This window comes from Rhodoferax sp., assembly GCF_028688795.1.
Classification (GTDB): domain Bacteria; phylum Pseudomonadota; class Gammaproteobacteria; order Burkholderiales; family Burkholderiaceae_C; genus Rhodoferax.
In genome coordinates, this window is record NZ_JAQTXM010000001.1 from 292,567 (window position 1) to 318,040 (window position 25,474).

Genomic DNA, 25,474 nt, shown 5'->3' on the forward strand with positions numbered 1-25,474 from the left:
AAATCATTAACCGGGAGGATTAACCCTGATTTTACTTACTTGCCACTTGCGACTCACTGAAACGTCATATTTCGGCGGTACAGTTGCGCAGTTGGCCAATCGCTCTTGTCGCACCACCCGGCGCACTTCGACGAGGAAGCAACGCAGCGGTGGGGCCCAATGCGTTGCACCACCACCTCGCGAAACAACAGACAGGAGATATTTCTATGACAGGCAACTCAGCGCTGATTTTGGCGCTCATCTGCGGCTTGATCGCCGTCGGCTACGGCTTTTGGGCCCGCAGCTGGATTCTTTCCCAAGACGCGGGCAACGCCCGCATGCAAGAAATTGCTGCTGCCATTCAAACCGGTGCTGCCGCTTATCTGGCTCGTCAGTACAAAACCATTGCCGTGGTCGGCGTGGTGCTGGCCATCCTCATCGCCGTCTTTCTTGACAGCTTGAGCGCGGTCGGTTTTGTCATCGGTGCCGTGCTCTCGGGCGCTTGCGGCTTTATTGGCATGAACGTGTCAGTGCGCGCCAATGTGCGCACGGCGCAGGCTGCCACCAAAGGCATTGGCCCGGCGCTTGACGTGGCTTTCCGCGGTGGTGCCATCACCGGCATGCTGGTGGTGGGTTTGGGGCTGCTGGGTGTCACGGGGTTCTTCTGGTTCCTGGTCGGTAACGGCAACATGACACCCGACAAAAACCTGGCGCATTTGCTCAACCCGCTGATCGGTTTTGCCTTTGGCTCATCGCTGATTTCGATCTTTGCCCGTTTGGGCGGCGGCATTTTCACCAAAGGTGCTGATGTGGGCGCGGATTTGGTCGGCAAGGTTGAAGCAGGCATCCCGGAAGACGACCCGCGCAACCCGGCCGTGATTGCCGACAACGTGGGTGACAACGTGGGTGATTGCGCTGGCATGGCCGCGGATTTGTTTGAAACCTATGCTGTAACGCTGATTGCCACCATGGTGCTCGGTGCCCTGCTGGTCACCGGCGCAGGCATGAGCGCTGTGGTTTATCCGTTGGCCTTGGGCGCGGTGTCGATCGTGGCGTCCATCATTGGCTGCTTCTTCGTCAAGGCCTCGCCTGGCATGAAGAACGTGATGCCAGCGCTGTACAAGGGTCTGGCTGTGGCCGGTGTCTTGTCGTTGATTGCCTTCTTCTTTGTCACGCAATGGCTGATTCCTGACAACGCCATCAAGGCCTCTGGTAGCCAGATGGCCCTGTTTGGCGCCTGCGCGGTTGGCCTGATTTTGACCGCCGGTTTGATCGTCATCACCGAGTACTACACCGGAACGCAATACCCGCCTGTGAAGCACATCGCCGAAGCGTCCACCACCGGTCACGGCACCAACATCATTGCTGGTTTGGGTGTGTCGATGCGTTCTACCACCTGGCCGGTGCTGTTTGTCTGTATAGCCATTTACACCGCTTACGCGCTGGCTGGCCTCTACGGCATTGCGATTGCAGCCACCTCCATGCTCAGCATGGCCGGCATTGTGGTGGCACTGGACGCGTATGGCCCCATCACTGACAACGCCGGTGGCATTGCCGAAATGAGCGAGATGCCCAAAAGCGTGCGCGACATCACCGACCCGCTCGACGCAGTGGGCAACACCACCAAGGCCGTCACCAAAGGGTATGCCATTGGTTCTGCCGGCTTGGCTGCGCTGGTGCTGTTTGCCGATTACACCCACAAGCTCGATGCCTATGGCACCCACGTCACCTTTGACTTGAGCAACCCGATGGTCATCATTGGCCTCTTTATTGGTGGCCTGATTCCCTACCTGTTTGGTGCCATGGCGATGGAGGCTGTGGGCCGCGCGGCAGGCGCCGTGGTGGTGGAAGTGCGCCGCCAGTTCCGTGACATCAAGGGCATCATGGAAGGCACGGCCAAGCCAGAGTACGACACCGCCGTTGACATGCTGACCACTGCTGCCATCAAGGAAATGATGATCCCGTCATTGCTGCCCGTGGTGGTGCCGATTCTGGTTGGCCTCATTCTTGGCCCAGCGGCCTTGGGTGGCTTGCTGATGGGCACCATCGTGACGGGTTTGTTTGTCGCCATCTCGATGTGCACCGGTGGCGGTGCCTGGGACAACGCCAAGAAATACATTGAAGACGGCAACTTTGGCGGCAAGGGCTCCGAGGCCCACAAAGCTGCGGTCACGGGTGACACCGTGGGTGACCCCTACAAAGACACTGCTGGCCCGGCCATCAACCCGCTGATCAAGATCATCAACATCGTGGCGCTGCTGATCGTGCCAGTGATGATGAAAATTCACGGCGCTTGATCTGGTTCAAGTTCTAATCAAACCCGCTTCGGCGGGTTTTTTCATTCATGCCAAAATCGTTTATCACTTAGGCAAATGCCTGCATAACCACAATGACTGAACGAGACACCCACCGCGTGATTCCCCTGATGGACCACCGCCCGCGCGGCTTGGTGGTGCCCACCGCGGCCTTTCATCCGGACACGCGCCTGACCGCCAGCGGGCTGATGGCCGACACCCGCGGCCGGGCTCTGCGTGACCTGCGCATCAGCGTCACCGACCGTTGCAACTTTCGCTGCAACTACTGCATGCCCAAAGAGATTTTTGACAAAGACTACGCCTACCTCAAACACACGGACCTGCTGACGTTTGAAGAAATCACCCGCATGGCGCGCGTGTTTGTGGCGCACGGCGTGGAAAAAATTCGCCTCACCGGAGGGGAGCCGCTGCTGCGCAAAAACCTGGAGCAATTGATTGAACAGCTGGCGGAGTTGCGCACCCCCACAGGCAAGCCGCTCGACATCACCCTGACCACCAACGGCTCACTGCTGGCGCGCAAAGCCCAAAGCCTGAAGGACGCAGGCCTGCAGCGTGTCACCGTGAGCCTGGATGGGCTTGACGATGCGGTGTTTCGCAGCATGAACGATGTCGATTTTCCGGTGGCTGACGTGTTGGATGGCATCGAAGCCGCGCGCGCTGCGGGCTTGGGGCCGATCAAGATCAACATGGTGGTCAAGCGCGGCACCAATGAGCAAGAAATTTTGCCGATGGCGCGCCATTTCAAGGGCAGCGGCATCGTGCTGCGCTTCATTGAGTACATGGACGTGGGTGCCACCAACGGCTGGCGCATGAACGAAGTCATGCCCTCGGCAGAAGTAGTGCAACTCATCAAGTCGGAGTTGCCACTGGTGCAACTTGAGCCATCCAACCTGGGTGAAACCGCCGAGCGCTGGGGCTACGCCGATGCCTTGGGCCAGCATGACAAAGCGGCCGGTGAAATTGGCGTGATCAGCAGCGTGACACAAGCTTTTTGCGGTGACTGCAACCGCGCCCGCCTGTCCACCGAAGGCCAGCTGTACCTGTGCCTGTTTGCAGAAAAAGGCTATGACCTGCGCAGCCTGATTCGCGGCCAGGCCTCAGACGCCGATTTGCAAAGCGCCGTGGCCCACATCTGGCAAGGCCGCAGCGACAACTATTCCGAGCAACGCAGCAGCATGCCTGCCGACCAAGGTGCCCCGGTGAAACGGGTTGAAATGAGTTACATCGGAGGCTAGAACATGGCCCCCACGCTTGTCGCTCCGCGCGCTTCACTGCCAACTCTGCGACAAATCATCCTGAAAAAAACACAATGATTCATCCTACTGACATCACGGCCTTGATCTTGGCCGGCGGGCGCGGCTCACGCATGGGCGGCGTCGACAAGGGCCTGCAAACCTTTAACGGCATGCCACTGGCGCTGCACACCCTCACCCGTCTGCAAATGGGCGGCGGCGTGGGCGAGATCATGATCAATGCCAACCGCAACCTGGCGGCTTACGAATCGTTTGGTGTGGCGGTCTGGCCCGATGGGCTGGCCGACTATGCCGGGCCACTGGCCGGCTTTTTGACCGGACTGGAGCGCTGCGAAACCCCCTACATGCTCACCGTGCCATGCGACACGCCGCTGCTGCCACTTGACTTGGCGCAGCGTCTGGCGGCAGCACTTGAAGCGGAAGATGCCGACATCGCCATGGTCGCCGCGCCCGAGGCGGGCAAAGATGGCCACATGCAGGTGCGCACCCAACCCGTGTTTTGCCTGCTGCGTGTCGAGTTGCTGGAAAGCCTGGTGCGCTTCACACAAGACGGTGGCCGGAAAATTGATGCCTGGACCGCGTTGCATAAAACCGCCGTGGTGCCGTTTGACCAAGCGGGCGACGACCGCCAAGCGTTTTTTAACGCCAACACCCTGGCTGAGCTGCACCAACTGGAATCCAACGCCTGATGAAAACCCTGGAGCAAATCGCCAGTGAGCTGGCGGGCTACGACCCGCAAGCCTTGAGCGCCGACATGGTCAACGACTTTTTGACCAAGCTCGTCGAGCCCGTGACCGATACCGAAGAGCTGGGCATTTTTGACACGCTTGGCCGCGTGCTGGCGTCGGATGTCATCAGCCCGGTCAGCGTGCCGCCACACGACAACTCGGCGATGGACGGCTACGCCTTTGATGGCGCGCAACTCTCAATCAACACCCCACTGAACCTGAAAGTGATCGGCACAGCGCTTGCCGGAAAAGCCTGGAGCGGTACCGCGTTGCCAGGCGAGTGCGTCAAAATCATGACCGGAGCCATCATGCCCATGGGCCTGAACACGGTGGCACCGCAAGAGTTGACGACCATGGCGGGTGACCTGGTCACCATTGCAGCCAACATGCTGCAGCCCGGTGACAACCGCCGCCATCTGGGCGAAGACCTCATGCAAGGCCAACCGGCACTACAAAAAGGCGAGCTACTCACGCCCGCTGCACTTGGACTGGTAGCCAGTTTGGGCATTAAATCCGTACCCGTCTTGCGCCGCCTGAAAGTGGCCTATTTTTCCACCGGTGACGAAATCTTGAGCCTGGGCGAGCCGCCGCGTGAAGGTGCGGTGTATGACAGCAACCGCTACACCGTGTTTGGCCTGCTGACCCGGTTGGGCTGCCAGGTGATTGACATGGGCGTGGTGCGTGACCAGCCCGAGGCGCTGGAAGCCGCGTTTGTGCAGGCTGCCTTGCAAGCCGACGCCATCATCACCAGTGGCGGGGTGAGCGTGGGCGAGGCAGACTTCACCAAAGCCATGATGAAAAAACTCGGCGACGTTGCGTTTTGGCGCATTGCCATGCGCCCCGGACGCCCCATGGCCGTGGGCCACATTTCAAGAGACAAATTGGCTTCTAGCCCTTATAAAACAAGCGCAATAAGCTATTTAAATAGTAGCATAGCAACAAACCAGCCAACCAGCTGCACCAATGCCAACGAATCAAACACCGCATCAGCTGCTGCTTCGGTTGCGGCTGACGGGGCAACATCTGGCAACGCTGTGTTATTTGGATTGCCCGGCAACCCGGTGGCGGTGATGGTGACGTTTCTGGCCTTTGTGCGCCCGGCCCTGCTGCGCATGATGGGTGCAACCACCAGCGCTCCACCCCTGCTCAAAGCCAAAAGCATTGAGCCCATCCGCAAGAAACCCGGCCGCACCGAATACCAGCGTGGCATCGTCAGCACCGCAGCAGATGGCTCGCTGCAAGTCCAAACCACCGGCAACCAGGGCTCAGGCGTGCTCAGCTCCATGGTGCGCGCCAATGGCCTGATCGTGCTGCACCACGGGCAAGGCAACGTGGCCCCCGGTGGCGAGGTGGATGTGATTATGTTTGACGGGGTGATTTGACAAACCCGTCACCTCTTACAGCTAGTTGCAACGCTGTCAAGCTCGCTTTCCCTGGTAGGTAGTAATACCGAATTGTTCAAACGCGGGTTACCGATCATGATCCGCCCAGCCCTCACCGAACCGAGCCAATGCGCCACGGGCGGCTGAGGGTTCGCACACCAGCAAACCAACTTGCTACGGAGACAAGTTGACCGTGCGCCGGTGTGTGGGGTGACCTGACGAACAACTAAACCAACGAAACGAGGTAGACACATGTCATTTGCAAATAATCACCATTTCAAATTGAGCGCGCTTACCGCTGCCGTGCTGGGCTTGAGCGCCTGTGGCGGCAACGACGAGGCTTACGAGAACAAAAACATCAAGCCAAGCTACCTGAGTGCCGTGGCAAGCGCCACCTTTGATGGCACCAGCGACGACCTGCTCACCGCAGGCCTGGGCAAAACCGGGCTGGGCGGCAGCGCACCGGTGTTGGCGGACCCACTTAAACCCACCGCAGCCGAGTTGCGCAAGCTGGCCATTTTCAACAACTACCGCGCCATTTTGGACATCACGGCGGGCGGTGGCTACGGCACCCTGTATGGCCCCAATGTGGATGCCAAAGGCGTCATCACCACCAGCGAAGGCAAGATCGCCGGCACCGAATACACCGCCTATTCAGATGACGGCACCGGCCGCCAAAATGTCACGATGCTGGTTCAGGTGCCGGCCACCTTCAACCCGGCCAGCCCGTGCATCGTCACCGGCACCTCAAGCGGCTCGCGCGGCATTTATGGGGCCATTGGCTCCTCAGGTGAATGGGGCCTGAAAAACGGCTGCGCTGTGGCCTACACCGACAAAGGCACAGGCAACGGCATTCATGACCTGCAAAACAACACGGTCAGCGTGCAAAACGGTGTTCGCACCGATGCCGTCGCCGCTGGAAAAGATGCCATATTTACCGCTAACCTGACCAGTGCCGAGTTGGCCGCCTTCAATACAGCCACACCCAACCGCTTTGCCGTCAAGCACGCCCACTCGCAACAAAACCCTGAAAAAGATTGGGGCAAATGGACGCTGCAATCGGTCGAGTTTGCCTACTTTGTGCTGAATGAAAAATATGGCGACCTGGCCCGCGACGGCGCCACCCACCTGAAAAAGCTCACGCCCAGTAACACCATCGTGATTGCGTCCAGTGTGTCTAACGGTGCGGGCGCGGCGCTGGCTGCGGCAGAGCAAGACACCCAAGGCCTGATCAGCGGCGTGGCGGTGGCCGAGCCTGAGGTACAGCTGGCAGCCGACAACCGCCTGAGCGTCAAGCGCGGTGCCAACACGCTGGTTGGCACCGGCCGGCAACTGCTGGACTACTTCACGCTGGCGAATTTGCTGCAACCCTGCGCAGCACTGGTATCGCCCACCACCAATGCCTTCAACACGGTGAATGCAACCATTGCCGGCAACCGCTGCAGCGCCCTCAAGGCCAACGGCCTGATCACCGGCAACACCACAGCCGAACAAGCCACAAGCGCCTTGGCAGCGTTGCTGGCCGCTGGCTGGCAGGCGGACGGCAATGCCTTACAGGCGTCGCACTATTCCTTTGCCACCCTGGGTGTCACGCTCACCTACGCCAACACCTACGGCCGCTTCGGCGTGGCTGACAACCTGTGCGGCTTCAGTTACGCCGCCACAGGGGCCGCCACCGCAGCCACGCCGTTTGCACCTGTGCCAGCTTCCGCAGCAGGGCTGGCAAGCTCGTTTGGCACGGGCAACGGCGTGCCGCCCACTGTTGGCATCAACATCGTCAATAACAACAGTGTGGGCGGACCGTTGCTGGATGCGGCCTCATTGTCAACCGGTGGTGTGCAGGACTACAACATGGCCGGTGCACTTTGCCTGCGTGAACTGGTCACAGGCACCAGTGCCAACGCGGCGCGGGTCAAACAAGGCATGAGTGAAGTGGTGCGCAGCACCAATTTGCGCGGCAAGCCGGCGGTGATTGTGCAAGGCCGGTCTGACACGCTGCTGCCGGTGGCCTTTACCGGGCGACCCTACTTTGGCATGAACCAGATCACTGAGGGCAGCAGCAGCAAGCTGTCTTACATTGAGGTGGCCAATGCGCAGCACTTTGACGCGTTCCTGAGCTTCCCAGGCTACGCTGAGCGCCTGGTGCCGCTTCACCGCTACTTCATTCAGGCGCTGGACATGGTCTACGCCAACCTGAAAAACGGCACCGCACTGCCCGCCAGCCAGGTGGTGCGCACCACGCCGCGCGGCCTGAACGGCACAGCCACCAACCCGATCACCGCCGCCAATGTGCCACCGATCAAGACCGTGGCTGACGCGGCAGACCGGATCACCTTTGCCGGCAATGTGTTGACGGTGGCCGACTAAAGTAGCCTCACCGATTGGGCGTGCCCACTGGCCCGCGGCGTGACTGGGACTGGTTGCTGCCGCCCACGTGGGCCTCTCGGTCGCTGCGGCTGTCGGGCGTGCGCTTGCCCTGATTCAACTGGGTGGCGTCTTGCTCGCCCATCTTGTTGGTGTCGTTTTCGACCTTGCCGGTTTGTGGGCTTTGTTTGTCACGCGGGTTTGGTTTGTTCGTCATGCTGAACTCCTGGAAGTGATTGAACGCAGGCGTCTGTCACGCCTGCGTTCAACCCTACCGCAAGTAAAAATCACCGGAGAGGACAAATCGCAAGCCCTCTACATCTATTCACGAAATTTTCGCGCCCCACACCCGTACTGCGTTTCGGCCAGCGGCCTTGGCCTGGTACATGGCATCGTCGGCCTTCAAAACACTGCTGTGCTGGCCAACGACATCGTGCGCGGCATAACCTGTCAACTCAAAAAAGGCCTGATTAACGCGCAAGATCACCTGCTTGGCATCGTGTGGAAAGTCAGCTTACTTGACCAGCCGCAAACCTCAGTCTGATACCCTCCAAGACATGCCAGAAACCACATCAAACGCCACCCCCACCAACATGCCGTCGGGCGTGATCGTGTTGTTGCTGTCCCTATTGCTGGGCCTGCAACCCGTCACCACCGACCTGTATCTACCCGCCCTGCCCATCATCACCAGCGGTTTTGCGGCCCCCATGGCACAGGCGCAGTTGACCCTGACCGCGCTACTGCTGGCGTTTGGCGTGTCGCAACTGGCGTGGGGGCCGCTGTCTGACCGGTTTGGCAGGCGCCCCATTTTGCTGATTGGCCTGACTGCCTATGTGCTGGCGGCCATTGGCAGCACCCTGGCCTCAAGCATGCTGGCGCTCATTGTTTGGCGCGCTGTGCAGGGCGTGGCCATGGGCGCAGCGGTGATGTGCGCGCGCGCCATCGTGCGAGACCTGTATGCCCCCACCCAAGGCGCCAGGGTCATGAGCAAGGGTTTGAGTGGCCTGGGTGTGATTGCATTTTTAAGCGCACCCATCGGCGGGCTGCTGACCGATGCCTTCAGCTGGCGCGCAGCCCTGCTGGCGCTGGCCGTGTTTGGCGCCATCACACTGGGGCTTATCGCCTGGCGATTTGAGGAAACCCTGCAGCGCAAAAACCCAAACGCACTGCAGGGCGCCACCTTGCTGGCCACCTGGAAAAGCATTCTGTGCAACCCGACGTTTCTGGCGTTCTCAGCCCTTTCAGCGGCGTCTTACGGCGGACTGTTCACCTTTTTGGCAGCGTCTTCGTTTGTCTTCATGAACGTGCTGGGCTTGAGCAAAACGCAATACGGCTGGCTGATGGCGCTTAACTCGCTGGCTTACATCGGCGGCACCTTTTTGTGCCGGCACTGGCTGCCGCGCTTTGGCGTGCGCCGCAGCTTGAAATGGGCCGGTGCGTTATCTTTGAGCGGTGGCACGCTGATGGCGCTGCCCAGCCTGATGGGCGTGCAAAGCATATGGGCCATCATGCCCGCGCAGCTTCTGTTCGTCATCGGCCATGGCATTCACCAGCCCTGTGGCCAGAGCGGCGCGGTCGGCCCGTTTCCGCATGCGGCGGGTGCGGCGTCTGCCGTGAATGGCTTTTTGATGATGTTGGCGGCCTTTGCCATGGGCAGCTGGCTGGGTGGGCACATGGATGGCTCGGTGCGGCCGCTCACGCTGGGGGTCTGGTTTTGGAGCGCAATGATTGCGCTGACCGCCTGGACACTGGTGCAGAAATATGGGGAACCCAAATAATGGAAGCCGGAGTTCCATCACATGCCGCCCTGCCCCGCTACCTGGCCATCGTCGGCCCCACGGCATCTGGCAAAACTGCCGCCGCTATGGCGATAGCACAGGCCTGGCCGGTCGAGATCATCAGCGTCGACTCAGCCCTGGTTTACCGCGACATGGACATTGGCACGGCCAAGCCCACGGCGGCTGAACTGGCCGCCGTGCCGCACCACCTGATCAACATCCGCGACCCACTGCACGCCTACAGCGCGGCTGAATTTGCCACCGATGCGCGCCGTTTGATGGCAGACATCACCGCACGCGGCAAGCTGCCGCTGCTGGTGGGCGGCACCATGCTTTACCTCAAAGCGCTGCGTGACGGGCTGGACGACATGCCGCACGCCGAACCGGCCATTCGCGCCGAGTTGCAGCTTCAGGCCGAGCGCATGGGCTGGCCCGCCCTGCATGCCGAACTGGCGCAGGTTGACCCCATCACCGCCGCACGTCTGGCCCCGGCGGACTCGCAGCGCATCTCCCGCGCGCTAGAGGTGTACCGCGCCACCGGCCAGCCGCTGTCATCCTTTCATACAGCAAAAAACATAGCTACTGACGCAACATCCACGGGGGCTACAGCCCAAATAGTTATAAATTCTTCAACATCGTTGGCAAACGCATTTACTGCTTCTGATTCAATAGCTACTCACGCAACATCTATAAGGGCTACAGGTCAAAAAAGCTTAAGCAATGCAGACAGCCTGCTGATTTCATTGGAGCCACTGGACCGCGCCTGGCTGCACCAGCGCATTGCCCAGCGTTTTGACGCCATGCTGGCCGTTGGCTTTCTGGACGAGGTCAAGGCCCTGCGCGCGCGCGGCGACCTGCACCCCGATTTACCGTCGATGCGCTGCGTGGGCTACCGCCAGGCTTGGGAATACCTTGACGCGCTTGACACACCCGGCCCAACCAGCCCAAGCGCCTTGAACGACTTGCGCGACAAAGGCATCGCCGCCACGCGCCAACTGGCCAAACGCCAAATCACCTGGCTGCGCTCAACGCCAGATCGGCAAGTGGTGGCGTGCGACGCACCCGATGCGTTGGAACATGCGCTCAAACTGGTTAAAGAATTTTTGGACGACCCAGCATGAGCCTGGTAGTCAAAAATCTGAGCAAGCACTACGGCAGCGTGCCGGTGTTCAGCGATGTCTCGCTGCACGTGGCAGCGGGCGAGTTTGTCGCCATCATTGGCGAATCGGGCGTGGGCAAATCCACCTTGCTCAACTGCATGGCCGGCCTTGACACCTGGCAAGCGGGAAGCGTGCGGCTAGACGGGCAAGACCTGAGCCAGTTGAGTGACGCGCAACTGGCGCACCTGCGCCGCGCCAAAACCGGCTTTGTGTTTCAGGCGTTTCACGTGCTTCCGCACTTGAGCGTGGCGCAAAACGTGGCGCTGCCACTGATGCTGCTAGGCCGCCATGACGACGCACGCGTGCAATCCATGCTGGAGGCGGTGGGCCTGCAAGGCTTGGGTGAGCGCCTGCCGCAGCAGCTCAGTGGCGGCCAGTTGCAACGCGTGGCCATTGCCCGCGCGCTCATCCACGCGCCCAAGCTGCTGCTGGCCGACGAGCCCACCGGCAACCTTGACCCGCGCACCGCAGAAAAAGTGATGGACGCCTTGATCGGCCAAGCACGCTTGAGTGGCGCCGCCATGGTGCTGGTGACGCACTCGGTGGCCGCGGCCCAGCGCGCTGATCGGGTGCTGACCCTGACCGCAGCCGGGCTGGTGACGCACAGCACGGCCGCCAGCCCAGAGGGCTCTGATACTACGGTGCTGAACGCGTCCAACGTCGCGGCAACCTGAAAATCTTGCATGCAAGTTCTGATTGATTTTTGCAACCCACACGCCACCGATGCCGCCTTGCGCTGCGCCTTTGATGCGCCGCTGCAAGTTCTGGTAGCGCACACACACGCACAGGTCAAACCCGTGCTTGACGCGGTCGATGCCCTGAGCCAACAAGGCCTGTGGTGCGTGGGTTATGTGCGTTATGAAGCGGCCCCGGCGTTTGATGCGGCATTTGCCGTGCATGACACTGATGGCCCGCTGGTCTGGTTTGGCGTCTACGCCCAGCCTTTGCCCTGGCCTGAGGACGACACAAGCCACGATGCAGACACCCGAGCGCAGTGGCACAGCACCCTGAGCCGCGCTGACTTTGACACCCACATGGCCCAAATTCACCAAGCCATTGCGGCGGGTGAGTTTTACCAGGTCAACTTCACCGCAGCCCTGCACGGCGCGTTCACGGGTGAACCCTTGACGCTGTTCAACCGCCTGCAGCGCGCCCAGCCCAACGGCTACGCGGCCTTTATGGACACTGGTTTTGAGCAGGTGCTGTCAGTGTCGCCCGAGCTGTTTTTTGACTGGCAGCCCGGGCCCACAGGCCAAAGCGGTCGCATCCTGACGCGCCCCATGAAAGGCACCGCGCCGCGCGGCAACACCAGCGCAGAAGACGACGCCTTGGTCAAAGCGCTGTTGGCGTCGCCCAAGGAGCGGGCCGAGAACGTGATGATCGTCGACCTGCTGCGCAACGATGTGTCGCGTATCGCCGAACCTTTTTCTGTGCAAGTGCCCTCGCTGTTCACGGTGCAAACCCTGCCGACGGTGTTTCAAATGGTGTCCGACGTGACCGCCCGCACCCGGCCCGGCACCAGCTTGACCGACGTGTTTGCCGCGCTGTTCCCGTGTGGCTCCATCACCGGTGCGCCCAAAGTGCAGGCCATGCACGCCATCAAAACGCTCGAAATCCAAGCGCGCGGTATTTACTGCGGTGCCATTGGCGTGGTGCGCCCGGGTGGGCACGCCACCTTTAACGTCGCCATTCGCACCGTCACTTTGCGCGGCAATGCAGCCAGCTGCGGCATTGGCAGCGGCATCACCTTTGACGCCACAGCGCAAGCCGAATGGCAAGAGTGGCAGCACAAACGCGGCTTTCTGGACCGCGCCAGCGAGGCGTTTGAGTTGCTGGAAACGCTGCGTCTGGAAAACGGTGTTTATATTAATTTAATAGTGCATCTCGCACGTTTATCTAGGGCTGCAAGGCATTTTGGCTATGTATTTGATGAAGTCTGTGTGCGGAAGCCGCTGGACGCGCTGACTGCAGAGGCACTGGCTGCACCCACCACCGCTTGGCGCGTGCGTCTGCTGCTGAATGCCAATGGCGAGCCTCACGTTGAAAAATTTATATTAAATCAGCCTATAGCCCCCGTTAATATTGCGCTGGCAGCTACACATTTTGAAGAAGCACACAGCGAATTTACCCGCTTCAAAACCACCCGCCGTGCGCACTACGAAGCCTTTGCCCCGACCGACCCCAGCGTGTTCGACACCCTGCTCTACAACGCCGCCGGTGAATTGACCGAATGCACCCGCGGCAACATCGCCCTGCTGCTGGACGGTCGCTGGGTGACACCGCCCTTGCACTGCGGGTTGCTGGACGGCGTCGGGCGTGAGATGTGTTTGAAAGAAGGCCGCCTGGTTGAGGCCGTGGTGCGCGTGGCGGACTTGCCACGTGTGCAGGCGCTGGCGTTTGTGAACAGCTTGCGCGGCTGGCTGGATGCGCGGCTGGTTTGAATAGCTGCTGGTTTGGAACCCTTGACAGAAGCTCGCTTCAATGTTTCTCTTGGCTTGCCAAGACACACTTCAGGGCAAAAAACGTGGCACAGATCCCGTTAGATTTCCACGGGCCTGATACTTTTGAAAACCATGTCTACGCGTCCTCTGCATGACCAAACGGAAACTCGCGCCCCAGGAAAAGGTCGATAAAGAGCAGCGCTAATTGACCTACATGACGATCTTCATTGACGGTAAACAAAAGCAGGAAAGCGACCGCCAACTTAAATGGCTAGTCTGTAGAAGAATTCGTTCGCCGCTATGCTGACCCCATCTGGTTTCTGCAGAACGACAGGCACCAGAATGTGTAAATGCTTCACCTACCCCACTGCCTGCAGTGGCCGACTTCAAGGAACGCCATGTTCGTCGTGATCTTTCGCGCCAAGGTTCGCCAAACCGATAACGAATACGCCGTGGTCGCTGCCCGCATGCGTGAGCTGGCGCTGGGGCAATTCGGCTGCCTTGAGTTCACCGCCGTCACCGAAGGCCAGGACGAAATCGCCCTGTCGTATTGGCCGTCTGAGGCACACATCCGTGCCTGGAAGGCGCACTCGGAACATGTGCTTGCCCAGCAACTCGGACGCAGCACGTGGTACGAGTCCTACACCGTGCAGGTGGCTGAACTCACGCGAGAATACAGTTTTGCACAATGACTTGATGCCTGTCCAGATTGGCACCCGACAGTCAGGACGGCCCCGACCCCATGCTTGACCTCCTCAAAACCTTCTCGTGGCAAGAGTTGCGCCAGCACCCGTGGCGCAATGCCGCAGCGGTGGTGGCGGTCATGCTGGGCGTCGCATTGGCGTTTTCCGTGCACCTGATCAACGCCAGCGCGCTCGACGAATTTGCCCAGGCCACACGCGCCGTGTCGGGCCAGAGCGACCTTGAATTGCGCGCCGCACAAGGACAGTTTGACGAGGCCTTGTTTGGCCGGGTGGCCAAGCTGCCAGAGGTGGCGCAGGCCGCCCCAGTGCTTGAAGTGGGCAGCTACCTGCGCACTGCCAGCGGCAAGCAGTCGCTCAAAGTGGTGGGGGTGGATGCGCTGGCGGTGGCCCGCATGGCGCCAGACTTGATTCCGATACCGCGCCGGCCTGACGTAAATGAAGACAAAAAGACAACACGCTTTGCCTTGTTTGCGCCGGGACAGGTGTTTCTTAACCCGGCGGCGCAACGCTTGTTGGCGGTCTTGGACACCGAGGCCCACGACAGCGCCGTGAGCCCCAAACCGGCAGCACAGACCCTGCAACTGCAAAGCGGCATGCAATGGCTCAATGTGAACGTGGCAGGCAGCGTGCGCGCCAGCGGCCCGGCATTGGGGGTAATGGACATTGGCGCAGCGCAGGAATTGTTTGGCAAACTGGGCCAGCTCAGCCGCATTGACTTAACGCTAAAACTCGGCGTGAACCGTGACGACTTCGCCCGCCGCCTGCAAGCGCTGCCCGATTGGCCCGCAGGTGTCACCGTGGCACAACCAAGTGATGCGCAGTCGCAAATCAACAATTTGTCGCAGGCCTACCGGGTCAACCTGACGGTGTTGGCGCTGATTGCCCTGTTCACCGGGGCGTTTTTGGTGTTTTCGGTGCTGGCGCTCAGCGTGGCCAAACGCGCGCAGCAATTTGCCCTGCTGGCAGTACTGGGTTTGAGTGGACGTGAGCGCCTGACGCTGGTGCTGTGGGAGTCTTTGGGCTTAGGGGTCGTGGGCAGCGTGTGCGGCCTGGCCTTGGGTGCCGGGCTGGCGGCGCTGGCCTTGAACGTACTGGGTGGTGACTTGGGCGGCGGCTTTTTTTCCGGGGCCGCGCCCCGCTTGCAGTTAGACGGCTGGGCTGCCGCCGGCTACGGCGTGCTGGGTGTAGCGGCCGCGCTGGCGGGTGGCTGGTGGCCAGCGCGCCAGGCCCAAGCCTTGCCGCCAGCGCAAACCCTCAAAGGTCTGGGGCATTCTGGCGCTGCTCACAGCCACTGGTTTAGTCTTTTTTTGATAGCTGCTGGCGCATTATTGACAAGGGTCCCAGCCGTATTTGGCATGCCAATAGCTGCATATGTGTCGGTCGCCTTTCTGTTGCTGGGTGGCATCACCGCCCTGCCCTGGCTGGTGGGCTTGCTGCTGGACCGCATCGCCCCGCTGGTGGCGCGCCAGACCTTGCCACTGCTGGCCGTGGCGCGCGCCCGGCACCAGCGTGAAACGGCTGCCGTGGCGGTGAGCGGTGTGGTGGCATCGCTCAGCCTGGCGGTGGCGCTCACGGTGATGGTGGCGAGTTTTCGCGAATCGGTCACGCAGTGGCTTAACGTGGTGCTACCGGCGGATCTGTATGTGCGCAGCAGCGGCAACCTGGGTGCGTCAGACACGGTGTTCTTCAGCCCGGAATTTGTCCGGGCCGCCGCCAAGTTGCCGGGAGTGACGCGGCTGCAAGCGCAGCGCCAAGTGCCGCTGTTGTTAGAAGCGTCACTACCCGCCGTGGCGCTGCTGGCCCGCGAGCTCGACGACCCGGCACGCAACCTGCCCATGGTGGCGCCACCCTTGCCCGTGCCAAAGGGGCAAATTGGCATCTACGTGAGTGAAGCAGTAGTCGATTTGCACGGTGCTAGGGTGGGCCAGGCCTTTCCACAGATTTATAAGGCTTTTAGGCCTCTGGCCCTTATAAATGATGCGCAAGAAGCTACTTTTTATGTAGCAGGCGTGTGGCGTGATTACGCTCGCCAAAGCGGTGCGATTGCCATCAGCCGAGAAGATTTTCAGCGCCTCACCGGCGACCAGCGCGCCAATGACCTGGCGCTGTGGCTGGATGACCCGGCGCAGGCAGAGCAGGTGCAGCAGGCGCTGCGAACTCTGGCAACCTCCCAGTCGGGAAACACAGCAAATCAGGCCGCCTTGTCAGACCCAGCGACCCGCACTGAAAAGGCAAGCAAGCCTGACCTTTCAGGCCTGGCTGCTGGCTCTGGTGCGGGCGAGCTGCTCGAATTTGGCACGTCCGCCCAGATTCGCAGCACCTCGCTCAAGGTGTTTGACCGCAGCTTTGCCGTCACTTACTGGCTGCAGGCAGTGGCGGTGGCGATTGGCCTGTTTGGCGTGGCCGCCAGCTTCAGCGCGCAGGTGCTGGCACGGCGCAAAGAATTTGGCTTGCTGGTGCACCTGGGCCTGACCAAGCGGCAAATCTTGACGGTGGTGGCGCTCGAAGGCATGGCCTGGACCAGCCTGGGCGCGCTCGCCGGATTAGGGCTGGGCCTGGTGGTGTCAGGCGTGCTGGTGCATGTGGTGAACCCGCAAAGCTTTCACTGGACCATGGATTTGATGCTGCCCTGGCTCAAGCTGATCAGCCTGTGTCTGGCCGTGGTGGCTGCCGGCACGGTCACCGCCTGGCTGGCTGCCCGCGCGGCGGCTGGGCAAGATGCGGTGCTGGCAGTGAAGGAAGATTGGTGAGTGATGCGCGGCTTATTTAGCCGTTGGCTTCCTGATCCAGTCGCTGATGTCCAGGACCGCTTGCGGCTCCATGCCGATGAAACCATGCCAATGATTGGCCTCGCAGGGATTGCCTTTTGGGTCCGCGCCGCCTGAAACCATCATCAGCCTCTTGACAGGGCTCCCTTTCAAACCACTGATGATGCTTGGCACTTCATGTGGCCGGCAGGCATGACATTCGTCTCGTTCATGGTGATACACCAGCACCGGAACTTTGATCATTGGCAGGTCTTGCCGGGGCAAGGCGCCAGCATATTTGTACTCGACAACACTTGAGCTGACCACACCGCCCGCAATCTGGGTGTCCTGAATGTTGATGAGCATGGCGGCCGTGCTGACCGTGCCCCGGCTGGTGCCCATGATCCAGACAGGTGCCGGGCTTTTCCTCTTAACCCAATCCAGCACGGCTTTTGCATCAGCCATGTGCTTGTCCGAAATACGGTCTTCATAGCCGAGTTCGGCAGAGTCGTTGGGGCGCCCGAAAATGGCAAGGTTGAAACCCTGCGCCGCCCATAGTCTGGCTGTGCGCACCAGAAAATTATTGCTGGTCGGCCAACCATCCTCGACTTTGCCAAAACCACCGCCGCCGCCAGGAAAAACAAGCAGCGTTGCCGTTGCCCCCTCTGTGGCATGCCAAAACACCGTCGTCCGTATATCCGGCCGCGTTGGCACCTTGAAAAGTTCACCGGCATGGGTAAGACCCATGCTTGCAATCAAGGCCAATGCCGCTGCAAGTGAATGCAGATATTGAGTTATTTGTGTCTTCATGGGTGTGTCTCGGTCAAGTCGGCTCCAGCGCTGGCGGGGCATCCACCAACAATTGCCAAGCGGGGTCAGGCTGCCAGGTGGCCAGCCAGTGCGGCACATCGGCGGCCGGCATGGGCCGTGCAATGCCGTAACCCTGCGCCAGCTCGCAGCCCAGTTGCAACAAGCGTGTGCCGTGCTCGCGAGTTTCCATGCCCTCGGCGATGACGTCGCGCTGGAAGGCCCGCGCCAGAGAAATCACACCCTGCAAAATCGACAAATCATCGGCATCGGCCAACATGTCGCGCACAAAACTCTGGTCAATCTTGATCAGCGTTACCGGCAAATGCTTGAGGTAGGTCAGCGACGAGTAACCCGTACCAAAATCATCCAGCGCGCAGGTAACGCCCAGGCGGGCACACGCCGAAATGATGTCGGCCACATGCCCCAGGTCTTCCAGTACGCTGGTTTCCAACACCTCGATGGACAGCAAGGCGGGCGACACGGCGGGGTGCTGGGCCAATGCGTCGCACAGTTTTTTCACAAAGTCATCGCCCTGCAATTGGCGCGCACTCACGTTCACGCTTACAGGCAGAGTCAGGCCCAGCGCCTGCCATTGGCCCAACTGCTTCAGCGCCGCATCAATCACCCAGTCGCCCAGTGCCACACTGAGCAAGTGGTCTTCAATGACTGGCAAAAACAACGCCGGGCTGAGCAAGCCTTTGGACGGGTGTTGCCAGCGAATCAGTGCCTCGGCCCCCACCACCTGGCCGGTGCGCAGATTCACCTTGGGCTGGTAATACAGCACAAATTCCTGGCTGCTGAGCGCCCGGGCGATCTCGTCAATGCGCTCATGCAAGCCCCTCACACTGCGGTCTAACACTGCGTCAAACACGTGGTAACGGTTTTTGCCAGACAACTTGGCCTGGTACATGGCCTGGTCTGCTTGGCGCATCAGCTGGTCGGCGTCAACTGGGTCTGCCTGCGGAAAAAATGTGACGCCCAGGCTGGCCGACACCTGCAGTTGGAAGTCGCCAAACGGCATGGGTTGGGCGGCAGCAGTCAGCAAGCGGTTCAGCGTGTTTTGGCAATCAGTGGCATCGGTCAAATCAGCCAGCACCGCGACAAATTCGTCACCACCAATGCGCGCCAGCGTGTCGCCTTCGCGCATGGCCAGCTTCACCGCTTGTGACACCGCCACCAGCAGCTGGTCGCCGGCGCCATGTCCATAGGTGTCGTTGATGAGCTTAAACCCGTCCAGGTCCAGGTAAGCCACCGCCAACGTCTGGCCACGGCGCTGCGCATGCACCATGGCTTGGTGCATGCGGTCGGCCAGCAACACCCGGTTGGGCAGGTTGGTGAGCGCATCAAAGTGGGCGATGTGCTCCAGCTGCTTCTGGTGCTCTTTGAGGGCGGTGATGTCAACAAAGATGGCCACGTAGTGTGTGACTTGGCCACGGGCATCACGCACCTCGCTGATGGTCAGCATCTCGGCATACAACGCACCATCTTTGCGCCGGTTCCAGACCTCGCCGTACCAATGGTCCTTCGCCTTCAGATCGGCAAACATGGCGGCATAAAAAGCCTCGCTTTGCACACCCGATTTCAGTATGCGCGGGCTTTGGCCAATGGCCTCTTCGCGGCTGTAGCCGGTGATCAGGGAGAAGGCTCTGTTGATGTCGATGATGATGCCGTTGGCATTGGTGATGAAAATGCCCTCGCGGGCCGAACTGAACACGCTCGCGGCCAGTTGGATTTTTTCTTCAGACAACTTGCGTTCGGTGATGTCGGTGTCGATGCCAATCATGCGCAGTGGCGCCCCAGCCGCATCGCGGCTCACCACCTGGCCGCGCTCCAGCAGCCACTTGTAGCTGCCGTCCTCGCAGCGCACCCGGTTTTCACTGACGTAAAACTCGGTCTGGCTGCTCAAGCAAAGGTTCAGGGCCTCCAGGGCGGCATCGTGGTCGTCCGGGTGCACGCGCGATTCCCACTCATCGGTGCTTTGGCTCAACGCGTTGGGCGCATAACCCAGCATGGCTTTCCAGGTGTCTGACAGGAACAAGGTGCCAGCCGCCACATCCCAATCCCACAAGCCACCACCGGCCGCACCCACTGAAAATTTCCAGCGGAATTCGCTCTCGATCAAGGCTTGCTGCTGCTGCACCACCCGCTGTTTCTCAGCGCGCAAACGATGGCCCGTCAGCCACAGCCGGCCACTGAGCAGCAAAATAAGCGTCAGTGCCACACCTGCTATCACCAGCGGCAAGCGGTAACGCATGGCCACATCGCGCCAGGTGAATGCCGGTGCAACGTCAAAGGGTGGCATGCGCAGGGCACGCAACACATCAGCCACCGGGGTGTAATCAGCTGGCACAGAGAAACCGCGAATGCCCATGGCGCGCGCTGCTGGCGAATCGCTGCCAATCAAAAACAACGCCGCGGTCACTTGCCGCGCCAGCCGTTCATCTACATGCACCAGGTAAGAAAAAGGCCACTCAGGGTACAAGGCGGTGGATGATTTCACAGGAAAAGCGCTCAATTTTTGGGCATTGATGACCGTCACACGACTGGGGTCCAGCTTGCCTTCGCGCGCCATGGCTTCGAGCAGACCAGAGCGCACAAAGCCGACATCGGCCTGACCCTCAAGCACCGCGCTGACGACTTTGTCTTGAGGCATGCCGGTGACCAACAACTTGGTGTCTTGTGTCAGATTGACACCCGCTTGCAGCAACTCATAGGCCTGCATTTGGTAGCCACCCAGAGAATCCTGTCCAACGGTGGCCAGGGTCAGGCCCTTGAAGTCAGCCAGGCTTGCAATCGGCGGGTGATCAGACCGGGTCAACATGACACCGCCAAACGCCGATGTTTCTTGGCCGCCCTCATCCATCAACAGCGTCGCCAGGGGCGCTTGCAGGCCACTGCGTCGGGTCAGCAGCACATAGTGGCCCGGGTTGGTCAGGACAAAGTCCACCTGTCGGGCGGCCACCACGGCATCCAATTCAGTCAGGGTGTAGGCCTGAACGACAAAATCACGCTCTGGGATGGCGGCTTTCAGGGCGGCAGCCAGGGGTTGCCACTGGGTCAGCGCTTGCGGCTTCGGGCGAAACGCCAGCACTGCAATCCGTATCGGCTCGGCGGCCTGAGCCAGCCCACTCAAACCGGTGAGGCACGCCAAGCATGCCAGCAGGCAAAACAAACGCCAAAACCGTGCAACCATCATTTAAGCAACCCCTCAGTGGGCAAATAACGGGCATTGATCAGATCAGTCAAGTCATCGCTTCGGGACAAGATGCCGATGCGAAGCAGGATGTCTGCCACCCGCCTGGCGGTTGTCAGCAATTGTGGGTCATTACCCGCAAGCAGGCGGTGGTTGTTGGCCAGCGTGGGCAACATCAAACCCCGAAACGCGGACAAAACCCCCGCAGCAGGCAAATTCAGGTGCCCGGCCATGCGGTAAGCTGCATCCTGAGGGTTACGGGTCAGGTCATCAAGCGCGTGAAAGTGGGCGTCAATCAGGTGCCTGAGCGCCTTGGCATGGGCGTGGTCAAGTGCGTCACTGCGCACCGCCAGCACGTCAACAATGGTGTTGGGAATCTGCCTGCTGTCAAAGAGACGCGTCATGCCCTGCGCGAGCAGCTGGGTGGCCATCGGCTCGTAGCTGATGAAGGCGTCCGCCGCGCGGCGTTGCCAGGCTTTGGGTTGGTCCTCCACCCTGATCTGCAGCAGCTCAATGTCTTGGCGCGCCAAGCCGGCGGCCCGCAAAATTTCAGCCAGCATCACCTCAGCGACCGAACTGGCCTCATAACCCACACGCAAGCCCTTGAGTTGGGCCAATTGGGTGATGCCGGGGCGCACCAGCAACATGTCTGCGCCCAAAGACACATTGAACACCAGCACCACGGAAAGCGCCAAGCCGGTGGCCCTTGCCCCGAGCACCTCATCAAGCGTGAGGGCTGCTGCCTGCACCGTGCCGGCCCGCAGTGCCGCCATGGAATCAACGGCCGAACGTGTTTCAAGCAGCGTCACCCGGGTGGCGTCCAGCCAACCCCGGTCACGCGCCAGAAACATCGGCTCGTAACCCAGCCACACATGAGCGGCCACCGCCACGGCCGAATCTTGCCACCAGTTGCACGCTGACAGCGCGGGCAGCATCCCCGCACTGCCCATCGCGCCCAGCAAGTGGCGTCGTGAAATGGCGGTATTTGTGCGGCGTGTCATGACAAATCAATTATGGCCCGATGCCCCGGTCTTTTTGGGCACGATGATTGCATGTGATTCCAAGTGTTCCGGAATAAACCAAAGCCCTAGTAGAAACCAGAACCTTTGCCCGCTGACCCCAGCCGTAGAATCAGTTTTTAATTTTTCGTTAACCCACCGGGGAAAACCTCGGCTTATTTGAGAAAGTTGCTCCATGAAAAAACTCTTGTTAGCTGCTGCCATCAGCGCCCTGTGCGCTACTGCCTTTGCCCAGGGCAAAGACCTCAAGGTTGCCATTGACCCCACCTATGAGCCCTTCACCTTCAAAACGGCTGACGGCAAACCCACCGGTTTTGACGTGGACATTGCCAACGCCCTGTGTGAACAGATCAAGCGCAAGTGCGTGTTTGTCGAACAAGCCTGGGACGGCATGATTCCCGGTCTGATGGCCAAGAAATACGACGTGATCATCAGCTCGATGTCGATCACCGAAGAACGCCTCAAACAAGTCGACTTCACCGACAAGTACTACAACACCCCGAGCAAGATCGTCTTGAAGAAAGACATCAAGTTCACCGACCCAGCCTCCATCAAGGGCAAGAAAATTGGCGTGCTGAAAGCCAGCACACAAGAAAAATACGCCCTGGGCGAACTCAAGACCAAGGGTGTGGAAGTGGTGTCTTATGACGCGCAAGACCAGGTTTACCTGGACATCAAGGCTGGCCGTCTGGACGGCACCGTGGCTGACACCCAGGAAGTGTTGGGCGGTTTCCTGAGCAAGCCAGGTGGCGACGCTTACCAGTTTGTCGGCGACGCGCTCTACATTCCCAAGTACTTTGGCACCGGCGCTGGCGTGGCCCTGCGCAAAGGCCAGGCCGACCTGAAGAAAGAACTCAGCGCCGCCATCAAGGCGATTCGTGGCAACGGCAAATACAAAGCCATCAACGACAAATACTTCACGTTTGACGTGTACGGCAAGTAAGCAATTGTTTAAATGGTTGGCCTGTTGCACCGCTGCACGGGCCAACCCACCGGTTTCCTGATTTTCTCCAAATGACGTCCAACACGCAGTCGTACCTTCTGGTTATTTTGCAGGGTTCCTTGCTCACGGTGGGCGTGTCTCTGGGCGCGCTGGTGGTCTCCATCATCCTGGGGTTGCTGGGCGCTGCTGCCAAGCTCTCAGGCCGCCCGACTCTCGTGGGTTTGGGTACTTTTTACACCACCATCATCCGCGGCATCCCCGATTTGGTGCTGATGCTGCTGGTGTTTTACGGTGGCACCATCGGCATCAATACCTTGCTTGAAAAGATGGGCTCTGAGGCCACTATCGACATCGAACCCTTTGCCGCGGGTGTGATCACCATCGGCTTCATTTACGGCGCTTACATGACCGAAACCTTTCGCGGTGCCATTTTGAGCATTCCCAAAGGCCAGATGGAAGCGGCCTGGGCCTTTGGCATGAGCCGTACACAGACCTTTGTACGCATCACCCTGCCGCAAATGGTGCGTTACGCCCTCCCCGGCTTCACCAACAACTGGTTGGTACTAATCAAGGCCACCGCACTGGTGAGCCTGATTGGCTTGCAGGAAATGACGTATCTGGCCAAGCAGGCCAGCTCTGCCACGCGTTCGCCCTTCATGTTCTTTTTGTTCACGGGGGCGCTTTTTTTGCTTTACACCACGATCAGCTTGTATGTCCTGAAAAAAATTAACGCCCGCTACAGCCTAGGCACCAAACGGGGGCAGCTGTAATGGAATGGGCCGTCATTTTTGAGCCCGACAACCTGGCGCTGTTTGGCAACGGTATCGTCATCACCCTGTGGCTGCTGTTCTCGTCGCTGGCGGTGGGCGCGGTGCTGGCACTGGTCTTTGCCTTGATCCTGACCGGGCCGTGGGCACCGCTGCGCTGGCTGGTCAGCGCCTACACCTTTGTCATTCGTGGTACCCCGCTTTTGATTCAGGTCTACCTGATTTATTACGGCCTGGGTCAACTGGAGTGGATTCAGGTGCGCTGGGACTCGGTCTGGCCCTGGACCCATTTCAAGGAGCCTTTCTTTTGCGCGCTGCTGGCCTTCAGCCTGAACACCGCTGGCTACACCGCCGAGATGCTGGCCGGAGCCATCAGGGAAACCAGTGCGGGCGAGATTGAAGCCGCACACGCCTATGGCATGAGCCGTTTTCAGACCATGCTGCGGGTGGTGTTGCCCAGCGCCATGCGCCGCACCTTGCCCGCCTACAGCAACGAGGTGGTGATGATGCTGCACAGCACCAGTCTGGCCAGTGCCGTGCCCAACATGCTGGATGTCACGTCAGCCGCCAGCCGCATTTATGCCACCTACTATTTACCGTTTGAGGCCTATCTGGCGGCTGCCGCCATCTATCTGACAGCCTCGTTTTGTCTGATTGGCTTCTTCCGCTTCTCGGAAGGCCGGCTGCTGGCGTATCTGGCCCCCCAAAAACACTAACCCAAAAGACGACTTGCCATGCAACGTGTTGATCACCCCCTGTTGTCGCCCAGTCTGGGCAGCCATAAAACCCTGACCAGCTTTCACTTTGGCACGCCCGGCAGCGGCCGCAAGATTTACATCGAAGCCAGCCTGCACGCCGAGGAACTGCCCGGCATGCTGGTGGCGCACCATTTGCGTGCCTTGTTTGAAGCCGCTGAGACAGCCGGGCAACTTCAGGGCGAAATTGTGCTGGTGCCCGTGGCTAACCCAATTGGTCTGGCGCAGCGGCTGGACCACAAGCCGATGGGCCGTTTTGAGCTGGACACCTCGGAAAATTTCAACCGTCACTACCCTGACCTGGCTGCGGCGGTAGAGCCTGCCGTGCGCGATGTGCTTGGGCAAGACGCGCAAGCCAACGTGCGAACCGTGCGCCAAGCGGTGGGCACTTACTTGAAAAACTGGCGTCCTGAGACCGAGTTGCAGAGCCTGCGCCGCACTTTGCTGACCCTGGCGCACGATGCCGACGATGTGCTGGACCTGCACTGCGACTGCGAAGGGGTGTTGCACTTCTACACCGAAGAGGCTTGCTGGCCACACATGCAGGAATTGGCGCACTTCCTGGGGGCTGAGGCCATTTTGCTGGCCAAAAGCTCAGGCAACCGCCCCATTGACGAATGCCTGTCGGGCGCCTGGTGGCAACTGGCCGACCGGCTCAAGGCCAAGGGTGTTGATGTGCCGTTGCCGCAAGGCTGCTGCAGCACCACCATTGAGTTGCGTGGCGAACTGGATGTGAGCCACGCCTGGGCACAAAAAGACGCGCAAGCCATCGTTGCCTGGCTGCAGCACCTTGGAGTTTTGGCCTGCAGCCAGCCGCCTGCCGTGCCAGCTGCGTTGTGCGCTGCCACGCCGTTGGCGGGCTCAGAGTCATTGCACGCACCCGCACCCGGCGTGGTCGTGTTTGCAGCAGACATTGGCCAAGTCTTGAAGGCTGGCGATTTGGTGGCCGAGGTCATCGACCCGATTGCCAACCAGACTCACCGCGTGTGCGCTGGCGTAACCGGCATTTTCTACGCCCGCATTCGCGACCGCTACATCACCGCAGGTGGCGAGCTTGGCAAGATTGCCAGTGCAACCGCGTTTCGCAGCGGCGAACTGCTCGGTGCTTGAGGCCGCCCAGTCTTCAACCCAAAGTT

At 60.2% G+C, this 25,474-nt stretch carries 20 protein-coding genes; 15 read left to right on the forward strand and 5 right to left on the reverse strand.

Annotated features, from left to right (window positions below):
• Positions 1 to 206: 206 nt before the first annotated feature.
• From PHQ58_RS01365 to PHQ58_RS01385, 5 genes are all read left to right on the forward strand, one after another.
• Positions 207 to 2,276, forward strand: a complete 2,070-nt coding sequence (locus PHQ58_RS01365) for a sodium-translocating pyrophosphatase (protein WP_300105978.1) — start codon at positions 207 to 209, stop codon at positions 2,274 to 2,276.
• A gap of 92 nt (positions 2,277 to 2,368) precedes the next feature.
• Positions 2,369 to 3,529, forward strand: coding sequence for a GTP 3',8-cyclase MoaA (gene moaA, locus PHQ58_RS01370; RefSeq protein WP_300105980.1), 1,161 nt, complete (start codon positions 2,369 to 2,371; stop codon positions 3,527 to 3,529).
• A gap of 74 nt (positions 3,530 to 3,603) precedes the next feature.
• Positions 3,604 to 4,236, forward strand: a complete 633-nt coding sequence (gene mobA, locus PHQ58_RS01375; protein WP_300105981.1) for a molybdenum cofactor guanylyltransferase MobA — start codon at positions 3,604 to 3,606, stop codon at positions 4,234 to 4,236.
• Positions 4,236 to 5,657, forward strand: coding sequence for a molybdopterin molybdotransferase MoeA (locus tag PHQ58_RS01380; protein WP_300105983.1), 1,422 nt, complete (start codon positions 4,236 to 4,238; stop codon positions 5,655 to 5,657). The genes mobA and PHQ58_RS01380 overlap by 1 nt, the downstream gene beginning before the upstream one ends.
• 252 nt (positions 5,658 to 5,909) lie before the next feature.
• Positions 5,910 to 8,024 carry a D-(-)-3-hydroxybutyrate oligomer hydrolase gene (locus PHQ58_RS01385; protein ID WP_300105985.1) on the forward strand — a complete coding sequence of 705 codons (2,115 nt, stop codon included), beginning with the start codon at positions 5,910 to 5,912 and terminating at the stop codon, positions 8,022 to 8,024.
• 7 nt (positions 8,025 to 8,031) lie between these two features.
• Here the strand turns inward: PHQ58_RS01385 and PHQ58_RS01390 are convergent, their stop codons facing one another.
• Both PHQ58_RS01390 and PHQ58_RS23605 read right to left on the reverse strand, forming a co-directional pair.
• Complete coding sequence (locus PHQ58_RS01390) at positions 8,032 to 8,238, reverse strand: hypothetical protein (protein ID WP_300105986.1); 207 nt, start codon at positions 8,236 to 8,238, stop codon at positions 8,032 to 8,034.
• Positions 8,239 to 8,346: 108 nt separating this feature from the next.
• Positions 8,347 to 8,508, reverse strand: a complete 162-nt coding sequence (locus PHQ58_RS23605; protein WP_367187257.1) for a hypothetical protein — start codon at positions 8,506 to 8,508, stop codon at positions 8,347 to 8,349.
• Between the two features lie 70 nt (positions 8,509 to 8,578).
• Between PHQ58_RS23605 and PHQ58_RS01400 the strand changes: the two genes are divergently transcribed.
• The 6 genes from PHQ58_RS01400 to PHQ58_RS01425 all read left to right on the forward strand — a co-directional run bounded on the left by PHQ58_RS01400 (position 8,579) and on the right by PHQ58_RS01425 (position 16,854).
• Positions 8,579 to 9,799 carry a multidrug effflux MFS transporter gene (locus tag PHQ58_RS01400; protein ID WP_300105990.1) on the forward strand — a complete coding sequence of 407 codons (1,221 nt, stop codon included), beginning with the start codon at positions 8,579 to 8,581 and terminating at the stop codon, positions 9,797 to 9,799.
• The gene (miaA, locus tag PHQ58_RS01405) at positions 9,799 to 10,920 is read left to right on the forward strand and encodes a tRNA (adenosine(37)-N6)-dimethylallyltransferase MiaA (RefSeq protein ID WP_300105992.1); all 1,122 of its coding nucleotides are present in this window, start codon (positions 9,799 to 9,801) and stop codon (positions 10,918 to 10,920) included. The genes PHQ58_RS01400 and miaA overlap by 1 nt, the downstream gene beginning before the upstream one ends.
• Entirely contained in the window at positions 10,917 to 11,633 is a 717-nt protein-coding gene (locus PHQ58_RS01410; protein WP_300105993.1) for an ABC transporter ATP-binding protein, read from the forward strand. Before miaA ends, PHQ58_RS01410 begins: the two co-directional genes overlap by 4 nt.
• A gap of 9 nt (positions 11,634 to 11,642) precedes the next feature.
• Complete coding sequence (pabB, locus tag PHQ58_RS01415) at positions 11,643 to 13,400, forward strand: aminodeoxychorismate synthase component I (RefSeq protein WP_300105995.1); 1,758 nt, start codon at positions 11,643 to 11,645, stop codon at positions 13,398 to 13,400.
• A gap of 398 nt (positions 13,401 to 13,798) precedes the next feature.
• Positions 13,799 to 14,092, forward strand: coding sequence for an antibiotic biosynthesis monooxygenase (locus tag PHQ58_RS01420; RefSeq protein ID WP_300105997.1), 294 nt, complete (start codon positions 13,799 to 13,801; stop codon positions 14,090 to 14,092).
• Positions 14,093 to 14,142: 50 nt separating this feature from the next.
• Positions 14,143 to 16,854, forward strand: a complete 2,712-nt coding sequence (locus PHQ58_RS01425) for an ABC transporter permease (protein WP_300105999.1) — start codon at positions 14,143 to 14,145, stop codon at positions 16,852 to 16,854.
• 12 nt (positions 16,855 to 16,866) lie between these two features.
• Here the strand turns inward: PHQ58_RS01425 and PHQ58_RS01430 are convergent, their stop codons facing one another.
• From PHQ58_RS01430 to PHQ58_RS01440, 3 genes are read right to left on the reverse strand one after another with little or no spacing between them, the layout of a single operon-like run.
• Complete coding sequence (locus tag PHQ58_RS01430; RefSeq protein ID WP_300106001.1) at positions 16,867 to 17,661, reverse strand: alpha/beta hydrolase; 795 nt, start codon at positions 17,659 to 17,661, stop codon at positions 16,867 to 16,869.
• 13 nt (positions 17,662 to 17,674) lie between these two features.
• Positions 17,675 to 20,857 carry an EAL domain-containing protein gene (locus PHQ58_RS01435; protein ID WP_300106003.1) on the reverse strand — a complete coding sequence of 1,061 codons (3,183 nt, stop codon included), beginning with the start codon at positions 20,855 to 20,857 and terminating at the stop codon, positions 17,675 to 17,677.
• Positions 20,854 to 21,855: an ABC transporter substrate-binding protein gene (locus PHQ58_RS01440; RefSeq protein WP_300106005.1), complete on the reverse strand. Its 1,002-nt coding sequence runs from the start codon at positions 21,853 to 21,855 to the stop codon at positions 20,854 to 20,856. The genes PHQ58_RS01435 and PHQ58_RS01440 overlap by 4 nt, the downstream gene beginning before the upstream one ends.
• A 193-nt stretch (positions 21,856 to 22,048) precedes the next feature.
• On the opposite strand from PHQ58_RS01440, the gene PHQ58_RS01445 reads away from it, so the two are divergent.
• From PHQ58_RS01445 to PHQ58_RS01460, 4 genes are all read left to right on the forward strand, one after another.
• Positions 22,049 to 22,816, forward strand: coding sequence for a transporter substrate-binding domain-containing protein (locus PHQ58_RS01445; RefSeq protein WP_300106006.1), 768 nt, complete (start codon positions 22,049 to 22,051; stop codon positions 22,814 to 22,816).
• Positions 22,817 to 22,887: 71 nt separating this feature from the next.
• The gene (locus PHQ58_RS01450; RefSeq protein ID WP_300106008.1) at positions 22,888 to 23,586 is read left to right on the forward strand and encodes an ABC transporter permease; all 699 of its coding nucleotides are present in this window, start codon (positions 22,888 to 22,890) and stop codon (positions 23,584 to 23,586) included.
• The gene (locus PHQ58_RS01455; protein ID WP_300106010.1) at positions 23,586 to 24,299 is read left to right on the forward strand and encodes an ABC transporter permease subunit; all 714 of its coding nucleotides are present in this window, start codon (positions 23,586 to 23,588) and stop codon (positions 24,297 to 24,299) included. Before PHQ58_RS01450 ends, PHQ58_RS01455 begins: the two co-directional genes overlap by 1 nt.
• Positions 24,300 to 24,317: 18 nt before the next feature.
• Positions 24,318 to 25,448 (forward strand): succinylglutamate desuccinylase/aspartoacylase family protein, encoded by a 1,131-nt coding sequence (locus PHQ58_RS01460; protein WP_300106011.1) that lies wholly within the window; start codon positions 24,318 to 24,320, stop codon positions 25,446 to 25,448.
• The last annotated feature ends 26 nt before the right edge of the window (positions 25,449 to 25,474 follow it).

What these genes read in the sequence shown, in the direction of transcription:
- PHQ58_RS01365 (WP_300105978.1), top strand. Translation starts at nt 207, where the DNA reads ATGACAGGCAACTCAGCGCTGATTTTGGCGCTCATCTGCGGCTTGATC.
- moaA (WP_300105980.1), top strand. Translation starts at nt 2,369, where the DNA reads ATGACTGAACGAGACACCCACCGCGTGATTCCCCTGATGGACCACCGC.
- mobA (WP_300105981.1), top strand. Translation starts at nt 3,604, where the DNA reads ATGATTCATCCTACTGACATCACGGCCTTGATCTTGGCCGGCGGGCGC.
- PHQ58_RS01380 (WP_300105983.1), top strand. Translation starts at nt 4,236, where the DNA reads ATGAAAACCCTGGAGCAAATCGCCAGTGAGCTGGCGGGCTACGACCCG.
- PHQ58_RS01385 (WP_300105985.1), top strand. Translation starts at nt 5,910, where the DNA reads ATGTCATTTGCAAATAATCACCATTTCAAATTGAGCGCGCTTACCGCT.
- PHQ58_RS01390 (WP_300105986.1), bottom strand. Translation starts at nt 8,238, where the DNA reads ATGACGAACAAACCAAACCCGCGTGACAAACAAAGCCCACAAACCGGC.
- PHQ58_RS01400 (WP_300105990.1), top strand. Translation starts at nt 8,579, where the DNA reads ATGCCAGAAACCACATCAAACGCCACCCCCACCAACATGCCGTCGGGC.
- miaA (WP_300105992.1), top strand. Translation starts at nt 9,799, where the DNA reads ATGGAAGCCGGAGTTCCATCACATGCCGCCCTGCCCCGCTACCTGGCC.
- PHQ58_RS01410 (WP_300105993.1), top strand. Translation starts at nt 10,917, where the DNA reads ATGAGCCTGGTAGTCAAAAATCTGAGCAAGCACTACGGCAGCGTGCCG.
- pabB (WP_300105995.1), top strand. Translation starts at nt 11,643, where the DNA reads ATGCAAGTTCTGATTGATTTTTGCAACCCACACGCCACCGATGCCGCC.
- PHQ58_RS01420 (WP_300105997.1), top strand. Translation starts at nt 13,799, where the DNA reads ATGTTCGTCGTGATCTTTCGCGCCAAGGTTCGCCAAACCGATAACGAA.
- PHQ58_RS01425 (WP_300105999.1), top strand. Translation starts at nt 14,143, where the DNA reads ATGCTTGACCTCCTCAAAACCTTCTCGTGGCAAGAGTTGCGCCAGCAC.
- PHQ58_RS01430 (WP_300106001.1), bottom strand. Translation starts at nt 17,661, where the DNA reads ATGAAGACACAAATAACTCAATATCTGCATTCACTTGCAGCGGCATTG.
- PHQ58_RS01435 (WP_300106003.1), bottom strand. Translation starts at nt 20,857, where the DNA reads ATGATGGTTGCACGGTTTTGGCGTTTGTTTTGCCTGCTGGCATGCTTG.
- PHQ58_RS01440 (WP_300106005.1), bottom strand. Translation starts at nt 21,855, where the DNA reads ATGACACGCCGCACAAATACCGCCATTTCACGACGCCACTTGCTGGGC.
- PHQ58_RS01445 (WP_300106006.1), top strand. Translation starts at nt 22,049, where the DNA reads ATGAAAAAACTCTTGTTAGCTGCTGCCATCAGCGCCCTGTGCGCTACT.
- PHQ58_RS01450 (WP_300106008.1), top strand. Translation starts at nt 22,888, where the DNA reads ATGACGTCCAACACGCAGTCGTACCTTCTGGTTATTTTGCAGGGTTCC.
- PHQ58_RS01455 (WP_300106010.1), top strand. Translation starts at nt 23,586, where the DNA reads ATGGAATGGGCCGTCATTTTTGAGCCCGACAACCTGGCGCTGTTTGGC.
- PHQ58_RS01460 (WP_300106011.1), top strand. Translation starts at nt 24,318, where the DNA reads ATGCAACGTGTTGATCACCCCCTGTTGTCGCCCAGTCTGGGCAGCCAT.